13 protein-coding genes, 1 tRNA gene and 1 pseudogene are annotated in these 15,456 nt (G+C 30.4%); 3 read left to right on the plus strand and 12 right to left on the minus strand.

The window, feature by feature from the left end; all coding sequences use genetic code 11:
- Window positions 1–36 precede the first annotated feature (36 nt).
- Window positions 37–584, plus strand: a pseudogene (locus THYS13_RS14095) (group II intron maturase-specific domain-containing protein); the annotation flags it as partial.
- 70 nt (window positions 585–654) lie between these two features.
- Here the strand turns inward: THYS13_RS14095 and THYS13_RS03540 are convergent.
- The 10 genes from THYS13_RS03540 to THYS13_RS03580 form a co-directional block, all read right to left on the minus strand.
- Window positions 655–1,611 carry an RAMP superfamily CRISPR-associated protein gene (locus tag THYS13_RS03540; RefSeq protein WP_042833179.1) on the minus strand — a complete coding sequence of 319 codons (957 nt, stop codon included), beginning with the start codon at window positions 1,609–1,611 and terminating at the stop codon, window positions 655–657.
- A 2-nt stretch (window positions 1,612–1,613) separates the two neighbouring features.
- Window positions 1,614–1,988 (minus strand): hypothetical protein, encoded by a 375-nt coding sequence (locus THYS13_RS03545; RefSeq protein ID WP_042833180.1) that lies wholly within the window; start codon window positions 1,986–1,988, stop codon window positions 1,614–1,616.
- Window positions 1,985–3,211 carry an RAMP superfamily CRISPR-associated protein gene (locus THYS13_RS03550; protein WP_042833181.1) on the minus strand — a complete coding sequence of 409 codons (1,227 nt, stop codon included), beginning with the start codon at window positions 3,209–3,211 and terminating at the stop codon, window positions 1,985–1,987. Before THYS13_RS03550 ends, THYS13_RS03545 begins: the two co-directional genes overlap by 4 nt.
- Window positions 3,212–3,214: 3 nt before the next feature.
- Window positions 3,215–6,532, minus strand: a complete 3,318-nt coding sequence (locus THYS13_RS03555) for a CRISPR-associated protein Csx11 (protein WP_042833182.1) — start codon at window positions 6,530–6,532, stop codon at window positions 3,215–3,217.
- Window positions 6,520–7,644: an RAMP superfamily CRISPR-associated protein gene (locus tag THYS13_RS03560; protein WP_042833183.1), complete on the minus strand. Its 1,125-nt coding sequence runs from the start codon at window positions 7,642–7,644 to the stop codon at window positions 6,520–6,522. The genes THYS13_RS03555 and THYS13_RS03560 overlap by 13 nt, the downstream gene beginning before the upstream one ends.
- 4 nt (window positions 7,645–7,648) lie before the next feature.
- Complete coding sequence (gene cmr1 / locus THYS13_RS03565) at window positions 7,649–8,716, minus strand: type III-B CRISPR module RAMP protein Cmr1 (protein ID WP_042833184.1); 1,068 nt, start codon at window positions 8,714–8,716, stop codon at window positions 7,649–7,651.
- A 188-nt stretch (window positions 8,717–8,904) separates the two neighbouring features.
- Window positions 8,905–9,066, minus strand: coding sequence for a hypothetical protein (locus THYS13_RS14370; protein ID WP_201035647.1), 162 nt, complete (start codon window positions 9,064–9,066; stop codon window positions 8,905–8,907).
- Between the two features lie 36 nt (window positions 9,067–9,102).
- Window positions 9,103–9,483, minus strand: a complete 381-nt coding sequence (gene mscL, locus THYS13_RS03570) for a large conductance mechanosensitive channel protein MscL (protein WP_042833929.1) — start codon at window positions 9,481–9,483, stop codon at window positions 9,103–9,105.
- 20 nt (window positions 9,484–9,503) lie between these two features.
- Window positions 9,504–10,259 (minus strand): sulfite exporter TauE/SafE family protein, encoded by a 756-nt coding sequence (locus THYS13_RS03575; protein ID WP_042833185.1) that lies wholly within the window; start codon window positions 10,257–10,259, stop codon window positions 9,504–9,506.
- Window positions 10,259–10,879 (minus strand): nitroreductase family protein, encoded by a 621-nt coding sequence (locus THYS13_RS03580; protein WP_042833186.1) that lies wholly within the window; start codon window positions 10,877–10,879, stop codon window positions 10,259–10,261. Before THYS13_RS03580 ends, THYS13_RS03575 begins: the two co-directional genes overlap by 1 nt.
- Window positions 10,880–11,195: 316 nt before the next feature.
- Between THYS13_RS03580 and THYS13_RS03585 the strand changes: the two genes are divergently transcribed.
- Window positions 11,196–12,470 carry a serpin family protein gene (locus THYS13_RS03585; RefSeq protein ID WP_042833187.1) on the plus strand — a complete coding sequence of 425 codons (1,275 nt, stop codon included), beginning with the start codon at window positions 11,196–11,198 and terminating at the stop codon, window positions 12,468–12,470.
- A 44-nt stretch (window positions 12,471–12,514) separates the two neighbouring features.
- Here THYS13_RS03585 and THYS13_RS03590 read toward each other — a convergent pair whose 3' ends face one another.
- Window positions 12,515–13,783, minus strand: coding sequence for a stalk domain-containing protein (locus THYS13_RS03590; RefSeq protein ID WP_042833188.1), 1,269 nt, complete (start codon window positions 13,781–13,783; stop codon window positions 12,515–12,517).
- A gap of 175 nt (window positions 13,784–13,958) precedes the next feature.
- On the opposite strand from THYS13_RS03590, the gene THYS13_RS03595 reads away from it, so the two are divergent.
- Window positions 13,959–14,034 (plus strand) — tRNA-Trp (locus THYS13_RS03595).
- Between the two features lie 131 nt (window positions 14,035–14,165).
- On the opposite strand, the gene THYS13_RS03600 is transcribed toward THYS13_RS03595, so the two are convergent.
- Window positions 14,166–15,359, minus strand: coding sequence for a tyrosine-type recombinase/integrase (locus tag THYS13_RS03600; protein ID WP_042833189.1), 1,194 nt, complete (start codon window positions 15,357–15,359; stop codon window positions 14,166–14,168).
- Window positions 15,360–15,456 lie beyond the last annotated feature (97 nt).

Raw genomic sequence — 15,456 nt, forward strand, 5'->3', positions numbered from 1 at the left:
CTTTCCCTTTTTCGGGTAATTTTATTTTACCACTAACAAAGCAGAAAGAAATTCATAGAAAGCAAATTAAAACTAAAAGTCAACGAAGTAAAAAGTGCTGTAGATAGACCATGGAGAAGAAAATTTCTTGGATTTTCATTCTATACAAAAAAAACGAAGTAAGAATAAGAATCCATGAAAAATCCATCAAAAGGTTTAAGGGAAAAGTAAGAGAAATAACCAATCGGAACAAGGGAATAAGCATGTAAAACAGAATAAAAAGACTAAATCAAATAACAACAGGTTGGGTCAACTATTTTGGATTAGCAGACGCGAAAAGCATAATGAAAACCTTGGACGAATGGATAAGGCGAAGACTAAGGGCATGTATATGGAAACAATGGAAGAAGATAAAAACGAAGCATGATAACTTAGTAAAACTAGGAGTAGAAGAACAAAAAGCCTGGGAATACGCCAATACAAGGAAAGGCTACTGGAGAATATCCAATAGCCCAATCCTAAATAAGACTCTTACAAATAAATACTTTGAGAGCATAGGTTATAAGAGTTTATCCCAAAGATATCTAATTGTACACAATTCCTAATGAACCGCCGTATACCGAACGGTACGTACGGTGGTGTGAGAGGACGCTGAATAAAATAATTATTCAGCTCCTACTCGATTATTTTATTTTTTTCAAATTTACCTTTAGTCAAATGATATTTACTTAAATCAATTCCATTAAAGTCTGAAACTTTACTACCTACATTTATAAAATAGCCTGCTTCTTGAACTTTTGGTATATTCTGTGTAAAATCAAATTCTGAAAGAAGTTTGAGTTCCCCTTCAAATTTTATTTCATTAGAAAATTTGAAAAATTGTTTTAATGGAAAATTAGGTTTTATACTTGCTGTTCCATTTCCAGTAATGTTCCATTCACTAAGTTCTTCTTCTGTTACATCAATACTCAAGTTTAATAATTCTAATTTTCCAAAACCATATTTAATATCTCCACCAATATAAACTTTAGAAAAAACATCTAACAAAAAATCATTATAATCTTTGTCCTCATTCTTTTTACTTTCATCATTTTTATCATTTTCTTTTATATCTTGGTCATTATTTCCATTTGTTATTAAAGAGTTTATATCTTTAATAACTTCTTCTTCAAACCCAATTAAACCTACCCAATAAAGTTGTTTACTTCTATTATCTAAATCTAATTTTGATTTTGGAAGTATATATTCAAATTCATGCAAACTTTCATCTTTTGCACTTCTTAATAGTGGTTCTATAGCTGTTGAAACAAGAGTATCAACAAATTCAAATTTAAATTTTCCCTCAGGGTAATCCCCAAGGTAAAAATCGCCTTTATTATATCCTGGAAACAAAGGATTAAAATTTACCTCTTCTTCATTTCCTATAACAGGATAAAAATTAGTAATTTTTTTAAAGAATTTTTTAGCACTCTCAATTTTTCTAAACCCGATTGTCTTTAAAAATTGATTTGTTAAAGCTCCCCACATAGTCCAGCCAGGAATAAAAATTTCAGTTTCATTAATGACTCCCCACTCAACAGAGCCTATATGTATTGGCTGATTTTGTTTAAAAATTAGTTTGAACCATATCATTCTTATTCCCCCATTGCCTTTGCATGGTATCGGGCATAGATCAGAGCTTTTTCTAATGATTCTTTGTAAAATAACAATTCGTAAATATCTTTAGACAATTCCTGAAAAAAATCTTCAGCTTTATTAATTGCACTATATTTAGATTGTAAAAAAGGCTTTAAAGTTTCTATTGGCTTTTTAATAAATATGTCGCTGTATTTCTTATCATCTTTTTTATCTTTGCTTAAACAAAAAACATAATAAGCATACACACCGTCATTAGATAAAACTCCTAACGCCTTATCTATGAATCTTAAAATTTCTTTATCTTTTTGAGAACTGCTCACTATTTCAAAACCCAATTCATTTAATGTATACTCAAGATTATTTTCATTCATTTTTGTTCACCCCCATTAGGGTCAGTCTTTCCGGTATTTAGTTGGTTTGGAATAGCTTTTTCACAATTTTTATCCTCATCTCTTATTTCTAATACAATTCTTCCAAACCCTCTTGTTGTCATACCACCAATACCTAATGTCTCAAAGAAGTGTTTGGAATCGCATAAAGCTTCCTTTAGCATAGTATAATCAGGCAAATCTCCGACTTTATCTAATAATCCTTTAAAAGCCGATTTGTCATGTATTCTTAAATCTCCATAAAATATCGTCCCTCTTGGTATAGCTTCCGAAGTAAATAATGCACCTTCTTTTGCAGCTCCTGTTATTGGATCTATTGAAACAGATGTTCTTACCTCAAGATTGGAATTTACAATTTGAGAGAATAAGCTTTCAGGGACAATAACAATTTTGTCACGATTTATCTCAAAATCGCCTATCTTCATTTCACTTAGATTGAGTGAAATATTTTCTACTTTATAAGGTAAATAAATCCATCCAAGATTTATGTGCCCATCCTCTTTTCCATCCTCAATTTTTTCTAAAGCTATACAAACCAAATCTTTGCTCTCATCTTGTTCATTTTCTGTGTTTTTGCCATATAACTTTGCATTTTTTAATATCTCTTTTGTTGTTATCCACTTGGTACCAAAACGAGTAAAAACAGGAAAAAACAAAATATTTAAATCGCTAAAATAAATCATTCCCTGCCAGCTTAAATCTTTCTTTGAAAATCCAAAACCTTTGCAGACTATGCAATGCCCGCAATGCCCTGTCTTGCCTTCTTTATTAGTCGCATCCGGTGAATTCGATAGTTCTTCTTGCGGAGTATTGTCCTGCCCTGCACAAGTAATTTTTGCTACCACGTTGCCATTAAAATATTCCCAACTATTATTGAACCCATTATTGGAATTTTTATTGGACCAATTATTGGGATTTTGCTTAACCCACTCTTGTATTTTTTCATTTAAGCTTGCTCCATTTAAATTTTTGATGTCTTTAAGTTTAGGTTGCTTATCTTTAATTTTTGATAAAAGCTCCAATGAAACATAATATCTCCAAGTCCCTGCCAAACTTGAACCAGGAATTTTGGGAAGTTTTGTTATTGGGTCTCTTACAATTGTATTATCAACTCTTCCTATAGTATATCCGCCTGTACCAATATAAATCGGGTCTGTTGCCATTCCATAAATCCTAAACTCTTTTACTAAATTATTTTCACTCATTTTTTAAACCTCCCTCAAAGTTGTATGCCAAAATTCAAACATATCCAAGAAAAGCTGTACATTATCTGATGTCATTTTTCTCTTCAGTTGCTCATAAATCTTAACATCTTTTTCTGACTTATCAATATCAAATAAGTCTCTTATTCTATCAGCAAGGTCTTTATCGTTGTTTAGTTTAAGAATATTTACAAAGCTTGAAGCAAGAAATGCTTTTATTCCTTCCTTAACATCCTCTTTTTGATTTTCGTAATTTACTAAGACTTCCCATTTCTCATATAAAACGGAGATTAATTTTTGAAGTTTTGTACTTCGAATACTCCCATTTATATTTTCTTTACCAAATAGTTCTTTGAATTTTTTAAACTTCTCCCATGTCTCTAAATCATACGGGCGAGAACTTTTAGGTGCTATCTTCCTCTTCCACCCCTTGTTTTCTCCATTATTATCCTTCTTCTCGTCATAATAAATATCATTTCTTCTTGTATTTGTATCTAAAAACTCAAAATCAAATGTATTGGGAATTATATTTATTTCTTCATTATCTCCTAATTCATCAATACTTTCTATCCATTTTTTGTTTTTATTATTTGGTTTTAAAAAAACTTCGTAACATTTTTTATGCGTCCCCCAATATAAAGAATAATAATTATGAGTGTTGTTTAATGATTCCTCAATCTTTTGACATTTCAATACATTTTTGATTTTGAATGCTTTTTCTTCTAAAATTAATTCTTCTGTATCCTCTACATCCCTCCTAATTTTTCTTAAAGCTTTTACCCCTACATATAGAGGCTTTTTATAATCCTGCACTACTATTCCTATATGAAGTGGCAGTTTTCCATAAACAAATTTGAAGTTCTCACTGTATTTTTTAATAACATTTTCAATCAAATTTGGCACATACTCAGCAGGTATAATAAACTGCCAGCTAATTGGAGTTGGATCAATAATAGAGATATAAGGTTGGTAATACTCAGATTTTGTACTATCATTTAAATTTAGTGATGTTCCTATATTCTTCTTATCCTCATATTTTTTAAGATTAAACTTTTTATCATTTGTAAAATCTTTTATGTTGGATATCAAATAAACCTTCCCTTTATCAGCCCAAAAAATTGCTTCTCCATCATAATACTCACCGTCTGGGATATTTTTGTTCTCAATTTTTACATTTCCCCAATAATACCTTACTCTTCTATTCTGAGGAATGCCTGCATAAGCGCATATATTTGCTTTTATATCCTCAAAAAATTCTTTTGTGCTATCCCATATCCTTCTTAATCGTGCCGGGGAGGAATTTTTACGAAGGATAAATTGGAAGATAAGAGTAGAGAGGAATTCTATATCATCGTCGGTAAGGTTTTGCCAGTCTATTTTTCTGTTTTCAAAGTCTATTTTGTTGCCTAATTTCTGCTTTATAAATTCTTCCCATCTATCACCAATAGAACGTTCAAGTAAAGTATTGTAAATTTGTAAAATTAAATAATTTATTGCAAATATTTCATATAAATGACCTTTTGCACCGTTATCCTTTAAATAATTTTGAATACTTTCATTCCTTTTTTTGTTTATAGTAATCATTCTGCTACTCTTATTAAAAAAAGAAAAATCCTCAATCCAATCTTCTGCTAATAAGCGCTTTGTTAGATCTTTATGTCTGCCTGGAACATTATCTATATTTTTATTCTTTTTTAAGTGCTCATAGACTTCATTAAAAGGTTTGTAAATACCTCCTACATCATATAAAAGCAAAAATTTCTTTATCTTGTCTTCTGCTGTGTTATCAATTTTTAAACTTTCTAATTCTCCTTTTGATAATTCGCTTTTTATTAAATTTAATAAATCTTTTATGATACTAATATAATCATTAAAATCCTCTTCTCTGACCAACATACTATTCAACATATTTCCATTTAACCAATCATACAGTTCAAACTTCATAGTAACCAATGCAATCCTATCATTTTTATCTTTTAATTCATCTATCCAAATAGTTTCTTTATCTCTATTTTTAAACCATCGTTCAATCCTACCTTGCGTTTTTTCTTTTAGACATATATCACATATATTTTTATCTTCATCACTTTTATCTCTTTCAAACACTAATCTTTGTCCACATACCTGACAAATACCTTTTGCTTTTCCGCTTTCAGATTTTTCTAAGCATATATCAGTTTCTTTTTTACTCCAATCAGCTTTTAAAAAATTTTCTTTAGCTTTTTCAAGAAGGTATGTTAAATTCATTATGCCACGTGAAGCTTTTGTGAGAAAAATAGCAGGATAAAGCTCATCAAAAGAGTTTGTTTTAAAAATATCTATAATTTTTCCTTCTATTTCTTTTAAATCACTTTTTAACTTTGCTAAACTCCTTTCATCCTTTAAATCTTCTCCTAAATCTTCACCTACTAAAAAATAAATTCCTGTTTCATCACGATATATTTCATTTCCAATAGGATAAACATATTCTAAAAGTTTTTTAATTTCATCATCGATTTCCTTTGAAACTTCCCTATACCATTGTATTTGTTGAGGTTTATAACCTTTTTCTGCAAGCCCAAGTTTATCGTATTGTATACCAAGAATACGCCATCTAATAGAAGATGGATTTTTCATGTAATCATCTACTTTAGATGAATCTATACATAAGTGAGCTAATACTGCCTTAAACATTGTAGCTGTCATATAAACCTGATCCCAAAGAGTAACATCATTTACAGGAAAACGTGAATCACTCAAAAGTCTTGAATACCAATTCTTAATCTCAGCGAAAACAAATTTTCTTATTTCTTGCCAATCAGGTTTTTCATAATAATTATTACAGGATAAAAAGTTATGAAGCTTATTGTAAAAGCTAATCCTTGCATCATCAAAATCTTGCGATTCTACATTTTTCTTAAAGGACCCAAAAGCATTTGAAATCCATAAATTACCTTCTAACTGTTTTTTGGGAGAACCTTTGTCTATACCGGAATTTATATTTTCACATCCACGAAAGAAAATTTTATTAACAAAATCTAAAGAACTTTCACCACCTTGCATTATTTCTTTCATTTTTATTAAATTAGTTATAAAAGTTAGGTTTATTTGTATAGCGTTTATAAAATCTTCAAGTTGTTTATCAACTTGTGTAAGTTCGGTATCTAAAAATTTATCAACATACTCTTTGTAACTTGACCATTTATAATTCGAATTTGGGAAATATGGTTTCCAAAATGAAAATCCAACATGTGTTTTACCTAAGTTAAATAATAATGCTCCTATTTCAGCCTTTAAAATTTCATCTTTATACTTCTTTAAATTTTCCAAATTTAGCCCTGACATTTTCCCCACCTCGTTCCTTCAATATCCCCATTAATGCAATAATACTTTTCCCTATCTATTAACTCAAAAGTTCCCCATCCAAGCTTTGTTTTTGCGCCTATTCCATTCTGTGATACTTTTTCAATTGCCGATGTGAGATTTTCTAAATCTTTTTCTGCTTCCTTTTTTATTACATCATTTTCTTTTAAAACTGCATCAAAAGGAATGTATATAATTTGCAATAATCCTTCCGTTCCTTCTGGGACTACCTCATAATAAATAGGTTGTGTTCCTGCTCTTTTTCTTCTGTCATGGGGATTGATTACTTCTAAAGAAAGTCTGTCAAAATATGTAGGATAAAATATGGCTCTTCCTTTATGTGTTTGAAATTCTATTGGAAGATCTTTATTATCCCTTTGAAGTTTCTCAGAAATTTTCTTGTAAAGAATGTCTTTAAGTGTTTCATATGAATTTTGGCTATTAATTTCATCTATAAGGTTTTTGTCTATTCTCATTCCAAGTTCAAATAATATAAATTCTAAAAGTTTTTCCTTAAACTTGCCTAAATCCCCATTTTTACTTTGTAAATAATCCTCAATAGTTTTTATACTATCTGAGCCTGCACCAAATATTCTTAAGTAACTATCAATAACTTCTTTCTTTTCATTAAAGTTGTCTTTTTCATTAATTAATTCTTTAAATGCCCCTGCTAAAGCTCCCTTCCATCCGCTTCCACGTACCATAGGAACTTTAAAGGCTTTTTCTTTTAGAACAGGGTTCTGAATAATATAAAATTCATCGTCATCGTTTGAAAAGTAAGGCTGTTTTAGTTTGAATTTTGCTTGGATTATAAATGAGTGTAATGGAAGTTTTTTTATATAGTTACTTAGATAATCCTTATCAGTGTTATTTTTATCTTCCTTAATTAAAATACCAGACATCTTTTGTACGGTTTGAAATTTTTCTGACCAGATAGAATACTCTTTTTTATTCTTTTTAAACTTATCAAGTTCATCAGTTTTTTTTGTTAAATTTTTAAACTTTAATTCTAAATAATTATTTACTTCTTCTTTCCCATTTTTAAGAGTATTAAAATTTATCATAGCTCTTGCAAATGCATCATATTTAATCATTTCATTAACCTCCTTCATAAAGTTCTAACAAATCAACGATAGATAGAAACCCTCCAACATAATTTCCATTTTCTTTTTTTATAAAAGGTAAAATTTTAGACCCCTGAGGAAGATCTTCATTGTATGGAGGCTTTTCAGTGGTGCCAAAAATCTTATGCCTTTTTTCTGTATTTTCTTCATTACTTTTGTCTTTTGCCCTTTCTTTTGCTTTTATTTTTATTAATTCTTTAATAACCTCTTTTAAATCTTGGTTTTGTATTTGATTGCTTAATACTTTTAATTTTTTACTATTTTTATCAATTTTAATTAAATCAGCAAAACTATTAACCAACTTTAAATAATTGCTCCAATCTAGAACTCCATTAGTCTCATCTTTAAATAAACTAAAATCAAATCTTTGTTTTCCTGTCCACTCAACATTACCATTAATCCTCATAATCTTTAACCTTCCATAACCAATATTCCACTTTCCTCCCCAGTAGCCATACTCGTCCATAAAATTTAAAAGAGGATAAAAAATCCCATCTAATATTTCTTCTTCAACTAAAAATTTAACTTCAAATACTCCATAAAAATATGGATTTGGAAAATAAAAAACAGACCAATTATTATCACTTCTTTTAGGACAATCACTATTCTCTTTGACTTCTTCATTCACTTTAGAAACACAAATTCTATTTGGTAAATTTAATCTATTACCAAAACAATAATCATATAATGGTTTTATCTCTTTTATCTCAATCAAGCTTTTCCAACCAGTTGTCCCAAAAACTATTGCTGGTATAGGAACATTAAGTTTTCTTAATGCTTGAATTTGAGCGTCAAAATCGGTACCATAATTCAACAACTCTTTTCTTATTTCTTCATTTTTTATATCTTTCTCAAATCTACCGTTGCTTTTATTAAAGTCTTTTTCACTGCAAACACCACTAAAATAACAAATAATCTCAAACCAAAACCTTAAACTCCCCATTAAAGATGAGGGTCTTATTTTCGTATTATCCTGCCATGCATCACCTGTCCACAATGGAGTTATTGTCTCTAAAATAACATTAATTTCTTTTTTACTCATACCAAAAACTCCTTTTTATAATAATACATTTCAACTAGCTCTATATAAAAATCTTTCTACATATAACAATATTCTACATAACTTTCCAAATTCCTGCTAAGAAAATATATTTTATAAACAAAAATGTCGTTGATTGGTTTAATTATCTCACCCATCAGCGACATTTTAAAAATATAGAAATTACACATTTATTTATCTTCAATTTTTATCCTTTCTTCATATTCTTTTTCAAAGTTTTTAAGCCATTGTTCAAATTTCTTTTTGACTTCATAAGGTGCGTCATCTTTTGATTTTAATACTTCGTTTTCGTCTAAATACTCATAAAACTCTTCTGGAATAACAGGTATCATTTTGCCTTACTCTTTAAATTAAAATTATGTTTTTATTCATTTTTCTTTTAACACATCTAAAATTTCCCTTAAAAGTTTTACTTCCTCTGAAGGCTCAGGAGATGCTTGTGGTGTTTGTTCTTGTTTTTGTTTTTCTTTGCGATTTTTGATTGTATTAATAGGAGCTACTACAAAAAAATATATTGCGGCAGCTATAACTATAAAGTTAATAACTGCATTTATGAAGTTGCCTATTGATATAGGTCCGAATTTAATAGCAGAAAAGTCTGGTGCTCCAAATATTGCTCCAATCAGAGGTGTTAATACATCTACAACCAATGAATTAACAATCTTATTAAATGCACCACCTATTATTACGGCTACAGCTAAATCTAAAACATTACCTCTTGTAATAAATTCCTTAAATCCTTTTATCATTATATTACCTCCCTCCAAAATTACACTCCTTTCACCCAAAACACTATTGCCAATACAAACCCCCATAAAACAACAAATTTTTTTACTTTTCTACTGTCAAACTTTTGTGAAATTGCTCCTCCTAAATAACCCCCTAAAGCAAAACCCAGCATTAAAATAAATGCATATACCCACACCACTTTACCACTAAAAATCAAAACCAAACCTGAAGTTACATTTATAAAAAGTGACAAAACATTTTTTATGCCGTTCGCCGTGTGTATATCAGTAATACCTGCAATTCCTAAAGCGGCAAGCATTAAAATACCTATACCCGCTGCGAAGTATCCACCGTACAAAGAAGTAAGAAATTGAAGTATAAAAACTACTACCAGAGATCCCCCTGCCCTTTCCCTTTTCCCCCTTAAACTAAATACATGTATCTTTTCATTTAATGCCAAAACCAAGGTAGCAAACAAGATTAAAAAAGGTACAATAAAATCAAAGACTTTGTGAGGAGTTATCATAAGAAGATAAGCTCCTAAGATACCACCAAGTAAAGAAGGCAATGTCAAAAACCTTAAAAGCTCTTTCGTTTGGGAAAACCTTTCTTTAAATGCCCACGCACCCGTAATAGAACCAGTCCAAAGAGCAACAGTATTTGTTATGTTAGAGGATAAAGGATTTATTCCCACCCATAAAAGAGCGGGAAAAGTAATCAGTGTACCTCCTCCCGCTATTGCATTAGTGGCTCCTGCTAAAACAGAAGCCATCAAAATCAATATGTAATTTTTCATCAGATAATCTCCCCAAATTCTTCAAACTTAAATCTATAAGCTCTTGGTAATAAAGCTTTGTCTGGATCTTTGTAACCTATAGCTATTATCATAGGTACATACATCTCTTCATCAATATTCAAAAACTCTTTTAATTTCTTCTCATCAAATCCATCCATGGGGTGGGTTTCAAGCCCGTACACCCTTGCGGCAATCATAACATTCATAGAAAAAAGAGCTGAATCTCTAATAGCCTTTCTCTTAGCCTGCTCTTGATCCTCCCAAACTGATAAAATCCTCTGTTTTGCAACCTCTTTTCTTTCTTTTTTCATATATCCAAGTTCAATAGAGCTTTCTAAAACCCTATCTATATTTTCTACTGCTGCCTTGGGATTTGCTATAACTACAATTACCGCCGAAGCATCCTCTACTTTTTGCTGATTAAAAGCAATTTCTTTTAAAATTCTTTTCTTCTCTTTACTTATTGCCACAACTACTTTCCACGGCTGAAGGTTATAAGCAGAAGGAGCTAAAGAGGCAGTTTCAAGAATCTCTTTTATAAGGTCATCTGATATTTCTTTTGCTGAATCAAAAAAGGTAATAGCTCTTCTCTCTGTTATAAGTTTTTTACATTCTTTCATATTTGTTCATCTCCTTAAAAAGAATTTAAATTTTTAATAAAATTTTTATCAAATAATAATTAATTTCTAATGTTTATATTCTTCAAAAATTATAAAATTCCTTCTAAAAACAAAAAATAATCCCTCAAAAAAGGAAAAAAACTTTAAAATAATCCCCTCATATGTAAACTGCCAAAATAGCAAAAGTAAAACTCTTCTGCCTAGAAAGCTCTGTTATCGGCTTTCTAGGAGTTTATTTTTAATAAATTTTATGGAACATTTAATGATGTAATTCGTCTAATTTAGTAGAAGAACACAGGAGAGGGTGATATTTATCATGGAAATTTTAAAACTTAAAAAACTTTTTACAGCAATACTCAGCATCACAATATTCATTGCAATGTTAATGAATATAACAGGATGTTCTTTTCCTACCTCAAAAGTTCAAGCTGCAAATCTGATAGAAGGAATAAAAGCAAATCTAGTAAGTGAAAAAAACATAGATGAAAAGTTTATCCATAACACAGCCGACTTTTCAATCGAACTTTTCAAATATTCAATTGCTGACAAGGAAAATTCTTTAATCTCTCCACTTTCAGTAATGCTAGCATTAGCCATGACAGCAAATGGAGCAGATAATGAGACTCTTGCACAAATGGAAAAAGTACTGGGAAAAGACATTTCCATTGAAGATTTAAACAAATACCTGTACACATATATGAAAAAGCTTTCCAATGAAGAAAAAACAAAATTAACTATCGCCAATTCAATATGGTTCAAAGAAAATGATTTTATGCCCTCTAAAGATTTTCTTCAGATAATTGCAGATTATTATAAAGCCGATATTTTTAAAGCTGCTTTTGACAGCAGTACAGTAAGTGACATAAACAACTGGGTAAAATCGAAAACAAATGGAATGATTTACAAAATATTAAACAAAATTGATCCGGAAGACGTTATGTACCTGATAAATGCTGTAGCTTTTGATGCAGAATGGGAAACAGTATATGAAAAGCACAATATATATAAAGATATATTTACTGATATAAACGGAAATAAACAGAAAGCTGAATTCATGATGTCAGAGGAAAATTTTTATATTGAAGATAAAAATGCAATTGGTTTTATCAAACCCTACGTAAAAAAACATTACAGTTTTGTAGCTATTCTCCCTGATGAAAATATATCAGTGAATGAGTATGTAAAAACATTAACAGGAGAAAAGTTTATAAATTTGATCAAAGATGCGAAAATAACTTTGGTACATGCATATCTTCCAAAATTTAAGTATAACTATGAAATCAACCTTAATAGTACCTTAGAATCCCTCGGAATGAAGGAGGCTTTTTCACCAGAAAAAGCAAACTTTACTAAACTAGGAACTTCTTCCGTCGGTAATATTTTTATATCAGAAGTCCTTCACAAAACCTTTATATCTGTTGATGAAAAAGGAACAAAGGCAGGAGCTGTAACATCAGTCAATATGACGTCCACAGCAATGCCAGTAAATCCTAAAATAGTAAAATTAGATAGACCTTTTGTATATGCAATTATTGACAATAAGACAAATTTACCTATTTTCATTGGCATAGTGATGAGTATAAAAGATTGAAATAATTAATACTAATGAGGGTTTAAGCAATCGCTTAACCCCTCTCATTTATAATCAAAATATTTTTCTGAAAATTTTTCTTTATCCCAACTATGGTCTTTTGCTAACTGCTCCTCTGTTACATTGAAATAATCATATCTTACATTATCCCCTTGATCTGGAACAGGGTCATCCCATGTAACATCTACGTAACTGATTTTGCCGCCAATTCTTATCATATTCCAAGCATGAGGCATAAACCCACTATAATTAAAACCTGTACCAGCTACTCCAAGGCTATCAATCCCAGCTAATTGAGCAAGTAAATTAAAAGCAGCAGTATATCCTTGGCACACCCCTACTCCTTTTATCAAAACTCCATAAGCAGTATAAGATTCTGGTGGTATAGTGTTATTTATCAAATTTTCATAATCATATTTAGTATTCTTTACAATGTAGTCGTGAATTGCTTTGACTTTATCTATATCAGACATATCCGGTTTTATTATTTGGTCAATAATTTCTTTAGCTTTAATATTTATTTCATCTTTCATTTTTTCCAATTTATCTTTAGGATATATATATTCAAATTTTATACTTACTTTACTTATGACATTGTTAAAACTATTTGCAGAAATAGTCCACTTATTAGCATAGCCAATTTCAGGATGATGTGCCAATACCAGATCTACAATATCCGATATACTGTTTAATATATCATTAACTGTACCACTACTTCTTACAGAATTGTAGAAAGAATTGCTAAGGGTAAAAATTATCTCATCTTCATTGTTTTCAAGAGCATTTTTAATTAAAAGATACAAATCTTTTTCACTGGTTACATTAGGAGTTGAAAGAGTACTAGTACCAACCATGTTTTTGGTTGCAGTTATTGAATTTACCGTTGTTCTTTGGTTGGAAGAATTGATTATTATGTGCCCATTATCGTATATTATTTCATCTCCAAGGGCTTCACCAACAAATCTTAAAGGCACATAGGTATAGCCATTTATAATTTGCGGCGCCACTGCTAATTCATAACTTTTTCCATTAATTTTTGCAATTTTGTGACCAATTATAAGTTGTACAGTCGTTTCGCCGCGGAAGGCTGTAACCGTTTTAGTCTTCTCTTCCCAGTTTACCTTAGCACCTAATACTTCAAAAAATGCCCGCATAGGGACTAAAGTTGTGGCGTCTTTTATAACAGGTTTTTGTTCAAAAACTACATTTTGGCCATTAATTGTAATTGTTATATTTGCCCCTTGTGCTGAAATAGGAATTAATATAGAAAAGGCTACAAAAACTAATAGTAGTAAAGATATCTTTTTAAGCATTATATATCACCTCTGAACTTTCTAGATATTAGTATTAAACTATACAACAATATTTCTTTATCTCTTTAATTAATAATTATACTAAATCTCAGAAAATTTTCTATGAATAATTCAACAAAAAAGGATATAAATTATTGACGAGGGTTTGTTTCGTATGTTATAATAAAAAGCGCGCAGGGGAGTAGCTCAATTGGTAGAGCAACGGTCTCCAAAACCGTGGGCTGCGGGTTCGATTCCTGTCTCCCCTGCCATTATTGTGCCTAAAATCAAGGGTTTTGAGTCTGGATAAATATAACAAACACAAAATTAAGCTTAAATTGGGGACAGTTTGGGGACAAAAACAACTGAAAATTCCCCAATAACGCAAAAATATACCAGGCAATTAAGCCTGGTTTTTATTTTTTTCGAATAAATAATTTGCAATTTTATCAGCAGCATTTCTGTCGGCTGATTTCAATGCATGAGCATATATGTTCATCGTAGTAGATGTATTACTATGCCCTAATCGTGCTGATACAGTTCTTACATTCTCTCCTGCATTAATTAATAAAGTTGCAGATGTATGCCTGAGCTGATGAAATGTTATTTTTCGCAACCCATGCTTTTCTAAAAATTTAGGGAACCATTTTGTGAAGGTATATGGATACATGGGTTGTCCATTCCATTGTGTAAACACATATCCTGTATCAATCCACATACTTCCTTTTTTCAGTCTCTCAATATTTTGCTCTTTTTTATATTCTCTAAGTAAATCCATTATTTCTTTTGGCATAGCTATTAGTCTTTTTGATGTTTCTGTTTTAGGATCTTTAGTAAAGGTCCCTTCTCCAGGTAAATATTGATTTGTCTGTTCTATTTTTATTGTATTATTTTCAAAGTCAACATGTTCCCACTTTAATCCCATAAGCTCGCCAATACGTAATCCTGCTGCTAGAGTAACCATAACTGCTACCTTGTATTTTAATTTCTCATTTTCAAGTGCTTTGATGAGTTTTCTAACCTCTTCTTCATTATAATAGCCAGCTTCTTTTTTAGGAACTTTTGGTGGTTCAATATTAGAAGCAGGATTAGAAGGAATAAGCTGCCATTTAACCGCATCTTCAAAAATGGTATGAATAAGTCTATAATGATGCTTTATTGTTTGAGGTGATAAACCACCTTTTTTACCATCTAATCTTGCATCATCCTCTTTTAGCATATTTAAAAATTCGAGTACATGTATAGGTTTTATTTTGTTTAATTTTAAGTGACCTAATGCTGGAATTATACGCTTTTCTAACATCTCTTTGTAACGATGTAGAGTTTTTGGAGCTAAATTATTTTCTGCATATTCTTTTAACCATTTTTCAATAAATGTCTTAAAAGTTAATCTGGAAGGTTCAATGAACATGTTGCCTTCAATTTCTGCAATAAATTTAGCAAGCTCTTTTTCGGCCTCTTTTAATTTTGCTGCTTCTGTTTTGCCGTGTACTTTTATCGTTTTAGTATATCTTTTCCTTTTTCCATCAGGTCCATATCCAGCAGATACAACAAGCCGATATGAATTCTCACCTCGTTTTTCAATTGAACCTGGCATAAATATCACCTTTTGTGCTCATATTTTATACTAATTTATTCGACATTTATTATCGAAATCCTTTTTAAAAACATAAAAAAACAGGCCCCGAAGGGCC

Source organism: Thermoanaerobacter sp. YS13, assembly GCF_000806225.2.
Classification (GTDB): Bacteria; Bacillota; Thermoanaerobacteria; order Thermoanaerobacterales; family Thermoanaerobacteraceae; genus Thermoanaerobacter; species Thermoanaerobacter uzonensis.

Coding starts and splice junctions, on each gene's coding strand:
- THYS13_RS03540 (WP_042833179.1), bottom strand. CDS start 1,611: ATGATATGGTTCAAACTAATTTTTAAACAAAATCAGCCAATACATATA.
- THYS13_RS03545 (WP_042833180.1), bottom strand. CDS start 1,988: ATGAATGAAAATAATCTTGAGTATACATTAAATGAATTGGGTTTTGAA.
- THYS13_RS03550 (WP_042833181.1), bottom strand. CDS start 3,211: ATGAGTGAAAATAATTTAGTAAAAGAGTTTAGGATTTATGGAATGGCA.
- THYS13_RS03555 (WP_042833182.1), bottom strand. CDS start 6,532: ATGTCAGGGCTAAATTTGGAAAATTTAAAGAAGTATAAAGATGAAATT.
- THYS13_RS03560 (WP_042833183.1), bottom strand. CDS start 7,644: ATGATTAAATATGATGCATTTGCAAGAGCTATGATAAATTTTAATACT.
- cmr1 (WP_042833184.1), bottom strand. CDS start 8,716: ATGAGTAAAAAAGAAATTAATGTTATTTTAGAGACAATAACTCCATTG.
- THYS13_RS14370 (WP_201035647.1), bottom strand. CDS start 9,066: ATGATACCTGTTATTCCAGAAGAGTTTTATGAGTATTTAGACGAAAAC.
- mscL (WP_042833929.1), bottom strand. CDS start 9,483: ATGATAAAAGGATTTAAGGAATTTATTACAAGAGGTAATGTTTTAGAT.
- THYS13_RS03575 (WP_042833185.1), bottom strand. CDS start 10,259: ATGAAAAATTACATATTGATTTTGATGGCTTCTGTTTTAGCAGGAGCC.
- THYS13_RS03580 (WP_042833186.1), bottom strand. CDS start 10,879: ATGAAAGAATGTAAAAAACTTATAACAGAGAGAAGAGCTATTACCTTT.
- THYS13_RS03585 (WP_042833187.1), top strand. CDS start 11,196: ATGGAAATTTTAAAACTTAAAAAACTTTTTACAGCAATACTCAGCATC.
- THYS13_RS03590 (WP_042833188.1), bottom strand. CDS start 13,783: ATGCTTAAAAAGATATCTTTACTACTATTAGTTTTTGTAGCCTTTTCT.
- THYS13_RS03600 (WP_042833189.1), bottom strand. CDS start 15,359: ATGCCAGGTTCAATTGAAAAACGAGGTGAGAATTCATATCGGCTTGTT.